The sequence below is a fragment of the Candidatus Protofrankia californiensis genome (assembly GCF_900634765.1).
Lineage (GTDB): Bacteria > Actinomycetota > Actinomycetes > Frankiales > Frankiaceae > Protofrankia > Protofrankia californiensis.
Window position 1 is genome coordinate 1 of record NZ_CAAAFT010000488.1, and the last position, 10,484, is coordinate 10,484.

14 protein-coding genes are annotated in these 10,484 nt (G+C 69.0%); 9 read left to right on the plus strand and 5 right to left on the minus strand.

Annotation, left to right across the window (positions count from 1 at the left end):
- Positions 1-66: 66 nt before the first annotated feature.
- Genes DD1DGNOD_RS25210 through DD1DGNOD_RS25220 form a run of 3 tightly spaced genes read right to left on the minus strand, consistent with a single transcriptional unit; the run spans position 67 to position 2,609 of the window.
- Positions 67-471: a gamma-glutamylcyclotransferase family protein gene (locus DD1DGNOD_RS25210; RefSeq protein ID WP_241251076.1), complete on the minus strand. Its 405-nt coding sequence runs from the start codon at positions 469-471 to the stop codon at positions 67-69.
- Complete coding sequence (locus DD1DGNOD_RS25215; RefSeq protein WP_131764611.1) at positions 440-1,636, minus strand: hypothetical protein; 1,197 nt, start codon at positions 1,634-1,636, stop codon at positions 440-442. Before DD1DGNOD_RS25215 ends, DD1DGNOD_RS25210 begins: the two co-directional genes overlap by 32 nt.
- The gene (locus DD1DGNOD_RS25220) at positions 1,623-2,609 is read right to left on the minus strand and encodes a helix-turn-helix domain-containing protein (RefSeq protein ID WP_131764612.1); all 987 of its coding nucleotides are present in this window, start codon (positions 2,607-2,609) and stop codon (positions 1,623-1,625) included. Before DD1DGNOD_RS25220 ends, DD1DGNOD_RS25215 begins: the two co-directional genes overlap by 14 nt.
- Positions 2,610-2,927: 318 nt before the next feature.
- Between DD1DGNOD_RS25220 and DD1DGNOD_RS25225 the strand changes: the two genes are divergently transcribed.
- A complete protein-coding gene (locus DD1DGNOD_RS25225; protein ID WP_430827867.1) occupies positions 2,928-3,428 on the plus strand; it encodes a hypothetical protein in 501 nt (166 codons plus the stop codon).
- 56 nt (positions 3,429-3,484) lie between these two features.
- Here DD1DGNOD_RS25225 and DD1DGNOD_RS25230 read toward each other — a convergent pair whose 3' ends face one another.
- Positions 3,485-3,907 (minus strand): helix-turn-helix domain-containing protein, encoded by a 423-nt coding sequence (locus tag DD1DGNOD_RS25230; RefSeq protein ID WP_131764613.1) that lies wholly within the window; start codon positions 3,905-3,907, stop codon positions 3,485-3,487.
- 218 nt (positions 3,908-4,125) lie between these two features.
- Between DD1DGNOD_RS25230 and DD1DGNOD_RS25235 the strand changes: the two genes are divergently transcribed.
- From DD1DGNOD_RS25235 to DD1DGNOD_RS25255, 5 genes are all read left to right on the plus strand, one after another.
- On the plus strand, positions 4,126-4,536 hold the full coding sequence (locus DD1DGNOD_RS25235) for a plasmid replication, integration and excision activator (protein WP_131764614.1): 411 nt from the start codon (positions 4,126-4,128) through the stop codon (positions 4,534-4,536).
- Positions 4,533-4,823 (plus strand): hypothetical protein, encoded by a 291-nt coding sequence (locus DD1DGNOD_RS25240; protein WP_131764615.1) that lies wholly within the window; start codon positions 4,533-4,535, stop codon positions 4,821-4,823. Before DD1DGNOD_RS25235 ends, DD1DGNOD_RS25240 begins: the two co-directional genes overlap by 4 nt.
- 135 nt (positions 4,824-4,958) lie before the next feature.
- Positions 4,959-6,536 (plus strand): FtsK/SpoIIIE domain-containing protein, encoded by a 1,578-nt coding sequence (locus DD1DGNOD_RS25245; protein WP_131764616.1) that lies wholly within the window; start codon positions 4,959-4,961, stop codon positions 6,534-6,536.
- Entirely contained in the window at positions 6,533-8,233 is a 1,701-nt protein-coding gene (locus tag DD1DGNOD_RS25250; protein WP_131764617.1) for a replication initiator, read from the plus strand. The genes DD1DGNOD_RS25245 and DD1DGNOD_RS25250 overlap by 4 nt, the downstream gene beginning before the upstream one ends.
- 30 nt (positions 8,234-8,263) lie before the next feature.
- Positions 8,264-8,455, plus strand: a complete 192-nt coding sequence (locus DD1DGNOD_RS25255; RefSeq protein WP_131764618.1) for an excisionase family DNA-binding protein — start codon at positions 8,264-8,266, stop codon at positions 8,453-8,455.
- A 34-nt stretch (positions 8,456-8,489) separates the two neighbouring features.
- Here the strand turns inward: DD1DGNOD_RS25255 and DD1DGNOD_RS25260 are convergent, their stop codons facing one another.
- A complete protein-coding gene (locus DD1DGNOD_RS25260; protein WP_131764619.1) occupies positions 8,490-8,663 on the minus strand; it encodes a DNA-binding protein in 174 nt (57 codons plus the stop codon).
- A gap of 165 nt (positions 8,664-8,828) precedes the next feature.
- On the opposite strand from DD1DGNOD_RS25260, the gene DD1DGNOD_RS25265 reads away from it, so the two are divergent.
- From DD1DGNOD_RS25265 to DD1DGNOD_RS25275, 3 genes are all read left to right on the plus strand, one after another.
- A complete protein-coding gene (locus DD1DGNOD_RS25265) occupies positions 8,829-9,128 on the plus strand; it encodes a hypothetical protein (RefSeq protein WP_131764620.1) in 300 nt (99 codons plus the stop codon).
- 251 nt (positions 9,129-9,379) lie between these two features.
- A complete protein-coding gene (locus tag DD1DGNOD_RS25270; protein WP_131764621.1) occupies positions 9,380-9,598 on the plus strand; it encodes a hypothetical protein in 219 nt (72 codons plus the stop codon).
- 125 nt (positions 9,599-9,723) lie between these two features.
- Positions 9,724-10,484: tyrosine-type recombinase/integrase (locus tag DD1DGNOD_RS25275; RefSeq protein ID WP_241255975.1), on the plus strand; the 761-nt coding region annotated here is incomplete at its 3' end.

Sequence of the window (10,484 nt, forward strand, 5' to 3'; positions counted from 1 at the left end):
TGCGGCTGCGCGGCGCGTGCCCGCCACCGGCTTGATCTAAGAGCGAGAGATTCGGCAACCTGCGGGCTACGGGCTCGACTCGTGGCGGCGGCGCCATGTGGTGCAGCGGTCTACGTAGGCGGGTAGGTGGGTGTGGGCGAACTCGTCGGGGCTCCATGGTTCGGCGGGGAGGAACTCGGCGGGGTTGGTGCAGGCGTAGGCCCATGCGTGGCGGCCATGGTCCAGGGGGACGCGGGTCAGGGTGTAGATGTCGGCTTCGAAAGCGTCGAGGGTTTCCCGCTCCGCCTGGGTGAGGTCGTCGAACAGGTGCCCGGTGGCGGTGGCGGTCTGGTCGGGTACGAGGCCGGGGTAGAGGCGTTCGGGTAGGGCGATGACGCGCCATCCGGCGACCGTGGCCGGGACACGGTGGGGGTCGCGGTCGATAAGAACGCGCAGGACGTCAGGGAAGAGGAGGCTTCCGTAGACGAACAAGGGCGCCGGGTCCGCCGATGCGGGGGCCAGCCGGCCAAAGTTCGGTGAGCTGGTGCGGGGTGCGGGGCTGGGCGTAGGTGGCACGGAAGACCTTCCCCACGGTGTCGGTGTCGGCGGTATCGGCGAGGGAGACGAACCAGTCGATGCCGGCGGGGTAGGCCCACAGGTAGCTACGTAGCTGAGGGTCGTTACCGCGGTCGGTGAGAATGTCGGCGATGGCGGCCGTGGTCCAGAACGGAACACGGGCACGGGCGTGCTCGGCGCATTCGGCGACCGCTGCACCGGTGTTGACGCCCTGGTGCAGCTCGGCGCGGACGAGTTGTAGGTAGTGGTCCAAGCGGACCCGGGCCGTGACGGCGGTGTCGTCGGGGACGACGAACAACGGCATGGCTTGGGCGATGCCTTCCAACAGCACTTGATATGGCGCGTGGACCGACAGCAGACGTGGCCACGGCACGTCGGTCCGGCTGGCGGTGGCGGTGTAGCTGGCGCTTTGAAGGGCGTGGCCGAGAATTTCGTGTAGGGCGAACTGGCGGATGCGTACCTTGGTGAAGGCGGCGTTACGGAGGTTGAGCCGTAGCCGCACGTGCTGACCGGTGCCGTCGAGCCAGTAGGCCCAGTAGGCGTCAACGTCGGCGGTTGTGATCTCCAGGGTGTACGGCGCATCAGTTTCGGCAAGGGCGCGAACGGCCGACTCTGCCTCGCTGGCTGCGGCCCGGATCAGCTCGGGGGCGTCGGCTGGGTCGACCGGGCCTTCGGTTTCGCGTAGCTGACAGTCGGTGGTGGCGTCCCACGAAATGCCGAGATCGGCCAGGGCGGCGCGGGCGCGTTCTCCGATGGTGGTCACGTACTCGTCGGGCCATCCGGCCGCGGGGCATCCCTGGGTGGCGGTCAGGTAGTCGTCGAGCGGGGGCCGTTCACCGAGCAACGCGCCGAGATAGGCCAGGTGCGCGTGGAGTTGCTCGGCGCACACCGGGTCGCCTTCATCCTCGGCCCGTGCGGACAACGCGGAAAGTGCGCTGTGCACATCCAAACGGCTTGGGGCGGCCGTCGCTTTGTCCGGAACGGGCGCACAGTCGAAATCGATGATCGGGGCAGCCTGGCGCGCGGTCTCGTAAGCGTCCCATGCCCGTAGCGTCCGCTCGATGTCGTCACGGAGTCGCATGGGCGGTGTCCCATCGCAGCGTCACGAACTGGTTCGGCCGGAGGTTCCGCCGCGTCAACTCGATGACGACTCCGGTCTCGTCTCGGGAGAACGACAGGCCGTCGGTCGCCGAGATCTCCGACCCGTCCGGCCGGTCCTCGGTCGCCGTGCACCGGGTCAACACCGTGACGCCCTGGTGGCGAAGCCGGATCGTGAGCGTGCCGGTCGGGCGGACGATTGACTGTCGCCAGTAGTGGTCGTAGACGAACCGTCCGCCGGTGCTCCGGTAGCCGACGATCGCGGACTCTCCGGGCTGGATCGCTGGGAAGATCTGGCACGCGAACCGGGCGCTGAGCTTGGTGTCGTGGATGCGCTGGACGATGATGTTCCGGTCGGGGGAGGGCAGGGCCTCGATCTGCAACGGGCCGTTGGTGGTCTCGAACCACAGTTCCCGGTTCAACCTGGTGAACGGCGTGGCCGTGGCGTTGTAGAGCTCGTGCCGGTAGGTCAGCGTCGCCCACCCGTCGTCGGCAACTTCGATGTCGATGGTCAGGCTGCGGTCCTCGACGTCACCGACCGTCCCACCGGCCGGCGGGGTCACGCTGGCCGTGCTCGTCGTGCCGGCGGCGGGCTGGCTGGGGATGACCGGGCTGGTGGGTGTTGCCACCGATGCCGGTTCCGCGACGGTCACGGGCTCCATGCTCTCCCACGGGCGCGGGGCGAGTCGGAAGTAGGCGCCGGGGATGCGTAAGGCGTCGGCGATGCGCTGGACAAGGTCCAGTGAGGTGATGCGGGTCTCGCCGCTCATGACCCGGCTGACCCGGCTTTGCGTGAGCCCCGGTACGGGGGAGGACACGCGGTCCTGGCTGGCGCCGTCGTACTTGCGCATCAGGCGGAAGATCGTCTGAAAGTCCAGGGTCTCGCAGGCGGCGCGGAACTCGTCGCGAGCAAGAAGCTCGGGCGAGGCGGTGTATGGAGGGGCGGGCTGGGCCATCCGCCATCTCCTCGGGTACGGGCCGACTGCCAGGGTCAGCGGGTGGTCAGGTCGCTACGCAGAGACTAGCGCCACCATGCCACCTTGGTATGGGTCATTCGCCGCTGTTCTGATGCTTTGGCGCTCGGCTGGCGCCCGTCAACCGCTCGGCAGGCGGTGAACCGTCCGGATTCCATGCGCACCGTATCTTGCCATCTTGACGTTTCGTGACGCATCGGGCGCGGACGAGTCTGGTTCGCAAGCCACCCCGCCTCGTGTTCGCGTAGAGCCGGGCTCCGCGGGACGGGGTGGCGTCCAGACCGTGAGGTGACACGACGGATGAGGGGCACAGCGGATGCCATGGACCAGGACCAGACAGACCGGAGCGAATCCGCGGAATGGGCACGGGGGTTCACGATGACGTGGACGAGTGGCCCGTGCCGGGCGGACGAGGAACCGGGCGTGGGCCTGCTGCCCTGGGGTGTGGACGCCTGGGCGCTGGTGGTTCCGGCGGGTTCGTCGGCTCAGGCGTTGCATGCGGCGATGGCGGAGATGCCGCCTGGCCTGCGGTTCGCTGAGGCGTTTGGGGATGTTGACGTGGTCCTCGTCTACGAAGCCTCCGGCGCGCGGCTGTCCCGGCGGCAGATTCCCGGGCCGTTCCTGCGGGCGATGCTTGAACTCGACCCGGTGCGGGTGGGGGCGGGCAACGGTCGGCGGTGGATGACCGAAGGGGAACGCGCAGCGTACGAGGCGGGGAAAGCCGATGTCGCCGATGCGCTGCGCCGTCAGGTGATCCGCCGGCGGTTTGCCCGCTCCGGGAGCCGCCCCGTGCCGGGCTGACATCTCGGAACGTCACAAGGGCCGGACCTCGCCGTGAGGCCCGGCCCTTCGTCGTCTCACGACGGTGTCCGGCTGCCCGACCTGATGATGGCCTGTTCGACGGCGGCGAGTCTGGTCATGACCTCGGTTATGCGCTCTTCCAGACGGGCCAGGACGGCGAGGATCTCCCGGCCGGTGGGCTCGTTCGCCTCGTCGTCTTCGGCCGGTGCGCCGGACACCAGGACGTGTATCAGGTGGTCGTCGGGCCACTCCAACGCGCGGGCGATCGCGGTCAAGGTCTTGTTCTGCACGCGGCGGCCGGCGCCGTGCTGAAGCTCACGCAGGGTCGACACGGACACCCCTGACGCGCGGGCAAGGTCCTGTTGTCCGATGCGGCGGCGGGCCATCCGGTCGTTGAGCGCCGCGGCGACGGCGGCCCAGTCCTCGCCGTCCACCGGCCCTCTCGTCCTGTATACCGGCGGGGTTTTCCGGTCAGCCATGCGCGCATATTAGCGACCTGCAAAAGAGCGCCATCGGCATACCCGCGCGTCATATCACCATGGCATGAACCAATACGGCGCGCATGACGGCCATGCTACCGATACATACAACGCCTGGTTGGCGGTTGATACGCGCTTGGTGAGCGGTGGATCGTGTACCTCGTCAGCCGGAACACACAGATGGTTCCGGGGTCAGCGAGACGAGTGGAGGTGGCGCGATGGCGGTTCCCGGGCGTATTCCGGTGCGCTTTGAGGACGTGTTCCCGCACGGCGCGTTCGTGCTGGGGGTGGAGGCGGCGAACGACTACGACAAGGTGAAGGCGAAGGCGCCGGATGTGCAGGCGCGGGACAAGGACACCGGCGAGCTGGTGTGGTCGGTGCGGGTCATGGACGCGGACCCGGCGGCGCGGAAGTCCGAACTGAAGGTGAAGATCCTCGGTGAGGTGGCGCCGGTACCACCGGACCCGATGCCGGGCACGCCGTTTCGGCCGGTGCTGTTCGAGGGGTTGGCCGTGGTGCCCTACGTGGACGCCAACGGGCGGGTGGCGTTCTCCTTGCGGGCGGCGGCGATGCGCCCGGTTGGTCCGGTGGCCTCGGCGCGGCGTCCCGGCCCGGCGGTGGCGGCGTGAGCGGGCTCGGCGCGGACGGACTGCGCTCCTCGACGCATCTGGGGCTGCACGTGGGCGCGGACTGGTCGGTGCGCTGCCGCATCTCCCCGGACAAGCCGCCGATCCTCGCGGTCCAGGTGGGCCGGACGCTGCTCTCTTTCTTGCCGGCCGGTACCGCGGTGACCGCCGATCATGTCGAGTTCGCGTATGCGCTGCTGGGCGCGGTGAACGATTACCTCGTCGAATGCGAACGGTTCCGGTTCACCATACAGGACGCGGCTGACTCCTCGGGGCAGTTCGCCGCGTAGCCAATTCCCTGCTCTATTTCAGATAGGCGGCCCGGAACCCTCGGTTCCGACTGGCGGTTCCGGGCCTGCCTCCCCTGATTTCCTCGTTTCTTTCTGCTCCTGCTTCCGTGCGCTCTGAAACAGGTGGTATTTGTCATGTCCAGAATCAACGGTGATCGGGGAATTCCCCGGATTCCGTCCCGGGCCGACAAGGTCCGCGTGCCGCTGTGGATGCTGCTCCTGGCGGTGGCCGGTAAAGGGCTGGTGCTCGGGCTGCGCTGGTGCTGGCGGCATCGGGTGGCCGTGCCGGTCGCGCTCGGCCTGCTGCTGTTCACCCGCCGGTTCGGGCCGCTGGGCCTGGTGGCGCTGCTCGTCGGGCTGGTCCTGGTCGCGGTTGTGTGGTGGCGGCTGCACGCCCGGTCGTTCGGCTGGCTGGCCCGGTGGGTGTGGGGCCGGGTGCGGCTGACCTTCGTCTACCGGTGGCGGTGGCGGCCGGCGATGGTCCACACCGGTCTTGCTATCCGCATGCCTACGTCGAACGGCGACCGGGTCACCTTTGACGAGTACTTCCCGCGTATCCGCTCGATCCGCTCCACTCGCGCGGTGGACGTGCTGCGGGTGGAACTGCTGCCCGGACAGACCCCGGAACAGTGGGCGGAGCAGGCCGAAGGACTACGCCATGTCTTTCGGGCGCGGCGCTGCCAGGTGCACGCCGAGACGTTCCGGTTCGTCCGGCTGCACTTCTACCGGAAGGACACCCTGACCCGGCCCGTCACCCCGGCCGGCCTCGACACTCCCGGACCTGCGATCATCCACGACCGGACCGACGACACGGACGAGGAACGGCACGGCGACCCTGACCCTCTCGTCGCGGGGCTGGGTGCGGTTCTGGTCGGCCAGTGCGAGGACGGCGCGCCGTGGATGCTCCCCATCCGCGGGACACATGTGCTCGTCGCGGGGGCGACTGGGGCGGGGAAAGGGTCGGTGCTGTGGTCGATCATCCGCGGTCTCGGTCCGGCGATCCGCGCTGGTCTCGTCGAGCTGTGGGTGTGTGATCCGAAGGGAGGGATGGAACTCGCCTTCGGGGAACCGCTGTTTGCCCGGTTCGCCACAGACACGGAGTCGATCGCGGACCTTCTTGACGACGCGGTGGACGTGATGCAGGAGCGGACGGCCCGGCTACGGGGGCGAACCCGGCTGCATGCGCCGACTCCGGCTGAGCCGCTGGTCGTGCTAATCGTGGATGAGATCGCCTCGTTGACGGCCTACGTCACCGACCGCGACGTGAAGAAACGGATCGGTGCGGCGTTGCCGCTGCTGCTGTCGCAGGGGCGGGCGCCCGGCGTGGTTGTGGTGGCGGCGGTGCAGGACCCGCGTAAGGACGTGCTGCCCTTCCGCGACCTGTTCCCCGTCCGGGTCGCGTTGCGCATGACCGAACCGGAACAGGCGGATCTCGTGCTCGGCTCCGGTGCCCGTGACCGCGGTGCGCGGGCGGACGAGATCCCGGTGTCCCTGCCCGGGGTGGGCTATGTGCTGCACGACGGGCAACCCGACCCGGTGCGGGTGCGGGCAGTGTTCGTCGACGATGCCGAGATCAGCCGGACCGTGTGGGCCTACCGGCCGCTACATCCGGTCGAGGACGGGTGGACCCCGGACCTTGGCCCCTACCTCGACGGCGACCTGCCCGGACACGGCCCGTCCGATGGTCGCGGAGACCTGGGGGATGTGGCGTGACCGGCCCGGCTCTCGGCCATGACCCGGCCAGCGTGGACCCCACCGGGGGGCGTCCCGGGTCACGGGCGGCGCGGATGCGGATGCCCTTGGCCCGGCACGTCGTCGAAACCGTCGCCATCGACAACGGTGTCTGCGTCCGCCCGATGCCGATGCGGCGAACGAACCTGGACACCGGCGAAACCGAGATCATCCCCGTACCGTGCGGGGCGACGCTGGCGAGCAAGTGCCCGCCGTGTGCGGAACGGGCACGGCGGCTACGGATGGCGCAGTGCAAAGCGGGCTGGCATCTCGACGACGAACCGCTACCCGACCCGGACCCGCCATCGGAGGAGGCCAAGATTCTTGCCGGCTTCCGGGCAGACCTCGAAGCTCTCCGACTCGACACGGAGCGTGCCGGGGATGCCGCCGGCGTCAGCGAGATCGACGATCTCATCGGCCAGGTCGACGACGAACTGTCGACCCTCGGCGTGCGGGGCAAGGCGGCCCCGGACAGTCGGGACCGACCACGCCGTGTCCGCTCGACCCGTCGACGCCAGGACGCGCCCGACCTGCCCCGGCTCCCAGTGGACAAGCGCACGGTCGGCCGGACATACGAGGCGGCGGATGGGACGGTGTGGCGGCCGTCGATGTTCCTGACGCTCACCTGCGACTCCTACGGGCGGGTCACGAGCGACGGCACCCCGGTGGACCCGGACGGCTACGACTACCGGCGGGCGGCCCGGGACGCGATCCACTTTCCCAAGCTGGTAGATCGGTTCTGGCAGAACCTCCGGCGGGCGGTCGGCTGGGAGGTCCAGTACTTCGCCGCGCTCGAACCGCAACGGCGGCTCGCGCCGCATCTGCACGCGGCCATCCGCGGCACCGTCCCGCGGGTCCTGCTACGCCAGGTGGCGGCGGCGACCTATCACCAGGTCTGGTGGCCACCGTGCGACCGGCCCGTGTACGGCGATGATCGGCTACCGGTCTGGGACGATGCGGCCGGCGGCTACCTCGACCCGGACACCGGCGCGGCGCTGCCGATCTGGGATGAGGCGCTGGACACGATCGGCGAGGACGACGAACCCACGCACGTCGTCCGCTTCGGTCCGCAACTGCGCGCGGACGGGGTGACGGCGAACTCGGCGACCACCGGCCGGATGATCGGCTACCTGACCAAATATCTGACCAAGAGCCTCGACACCTGCCACGACGTCGCCACCGATGCCCAGCGTCGGCATGTGGACCGGCTCGCGGACGCGCTGCGGTACGAACCATGCGCGCCGACCTGCGCGAACTGGCTGCGTTACGGCGTCCAGCCGCGCAACGCGAAACCGGGCCTCGTCCCGGGGCGATGCCGGGGCAAGGCACACCGGCGCGAAACCCTCGGCTTCGGCGGCCGGCGCGTGCTCGTCAGCCGGAAATGGTCCGGCAAATCTCTGACCGATCACCGAGCGGACCGGGGCGCCTGGGTCCGTGAACAGCTCGAAGCCCTCGGCCAGACCGGAACCGGCCCGGTGGCCGCGCTCGGCACGGACCCGGCGCGGACGGTGTGGACGCTTCTCCGTCCCGGTGACCCGGCGACGCCTCGTCGCGAACACCTGCTGTTGCACGCGGTCGCGCAACGGCATGCCTGGCGGGCTCAGCTCGACGCGGCCCGACATGCCACCGGCGGAGGGTTTCCGGCAATCGGTCCACCGGACGCGGTCCGCGCTGCCTGATCGCTTGCCTCGCTCGCCTGGAAGGCGTAGATGACCAAACTGCTTCTGACCCCGGTCGAAGCCGCCGAGAGCCTCGCGGTTAGCCGGAGCACCGTGTACGAGCTGCTTGCCGTGGGCGTCCTCGAATCGGTGTACATCGGTCGGTCTCGGCGTATCCCGCGTGCCGCGCTCGATGCCTACGTGGATCGGTTGCGTGGCGGCTGTGAGGGGCGGGCCGCATGAACGGGTCGGGACACCGCGGCCGCGCGCCACCCGGTCACTGCTTGGCGGCCCGGTGCTCGGTGATCCATCGCTCGATGTCCTCTGCAAGCCAGACCTTGCCGGCCTTGATCTCGTCGAGCGGCTCGGGGAAGGACGGATCGGTGGTGGCGATCTGGTGCACGCGGACCCGACTCACGCCGAGACGCTCGGCGATCTCGGCCGTGCCCATGAGCTGTACCCGTCCCACGGCGGAAGAGTACTTGACATGTGCTAAGTCGGACCCGCATCATCGGACACGACTTAGCGACTGCTAAGAGATGGCGGTCCCGGTGGGTGCTGCAACACCCGACCGGGACCTGAGATCCCACCCTGCTCACGACAGGAGCGAGACCCTATGCCCATCTTCTCGTCCGGTGGCTTCGGTGCCTGGCGCACCCCCGGCGGTGACTCGCCGCTTGTCGCGGTGCGCGCGACCGACACCGGGGGCCACGAACTCACCATCCGGCCCGGCGCGGACGTCGGCGACCTGGTGGCGGTCCTCACGGACCTTCCGCCCGATGCCTTCTTCACCGAGCACTTCGGCGACGTCGACGCGGTCCTGATCTTCCGTTGCGTGCCTGGCGCTCCGGCAGCCGTCCCGGCCGTCCCGAATCCCTCGACGGGCCCGGCGGCGGCGAGCGTCTTCCGCTTGTAGCGGCATTCCTGCCCGCCCTTACCCCATTTTTCTTCCGTTCTCTGGATGCCTTTTCTGCTGTCAGGGTGTCGGACGTGTCCAGGGTCGGCCGTAGGCCGATCGCGTAAGCGACACGCAGTGCCCTGGATACGGCCGGCGCCCTGACAGACCATCCAGGCGCCCAGAGAACGGAATCCCCACCGACACCGGGCAACGCGACCTGCGACCCGCGTGCACCTTTCCCGTTCTTTCGGCAAGGAGCTGACTTCAGCATGCCCACCGACGATTACGGCGACGACGCGCCTCGGCGAATGAGCCTTCAGCAGGCGCTCCGCGAACACCTCGACCGGGCCGCGCGCGACCAGGGGCGCCGCTACCCGCAGCCTGGCGAGGAGATCAAGTTTGCCTGCGACATGGGAGACAGCCGGTACGGCTGCGCGTGGTGCGACAACGTCGAATGGCCCGACGGCAACCCCCTGGACGCCGAGTGATGGCCGGGCAGGACGCTGCCGGGGACGAGTTCTCGGAAGACACTCCGTCGCCAGCGCGGAAGAGCCGTGGTCGCCGTGGCCAGGGTGAGGGGTCGATCTACTGGCGTGAGGATCGACAGCGTTGGGTGGTCGAAATCGACTACGGCTTCGTGAGCGGGCGGCGCAAGCGGGTGCCCCGGTACTTCAAGACACAGGAAGAGGCGATCGAGGAACAGCGAAAGGCGCGACAGGCGAAGTCGGAGGGCATCGCCAACCTTGACCGACGCTCCCGCTTCGGGGACTTTCTGACCTACTGGCTCGAAGAGATCGTCAAGCCGTCTGAAAGGGCGGAGTCCACGAAATCGAATTACCGCGACATGGTCAACAATCACATCCGGCCGGCGCTCGGCAAACATCGTCTCGTCGAGCTGAAGCACGAGGACCTACAGCGGTTCCTGAACCGCAAGGCTGCGGACGGCTACAGCACGTCGACCATGCGGACGCTGCGCACGGTCCTGCACCAGGCGCTCAACGAAGCGGTCATCACCGAGAAGATCACGCGCAACGTCGCCGAGACGCTGCGCGTCCCGAAAGCCCGTAAGCCCAAGCGGAAGGTCGTCGCGCTGAGCAAGGAAGACGGGCTCCGGCTGCTCGAAGAGGCGAAGTCCACGCGGCTCTACGCGCTGTATGTGCTGCTGGCGATGGTGGGTCTGCGGCGCGGGGAGGCGCTCGCGCTGCGCTGGTCGGACTTTGACGAGTCGGCTTCCACGCTGCGCGTGGCCCGTCAGGTGACCCGGGTGCGTGGTGTGGGGCTGATGGTCGGCCCGACGAAGAGCCAGGCCGGGCAACGCACGATCGCGCTTCCGGCCCGGTGCGTCGAGGTGCTCAAAGCCCACCGGACCGCCCA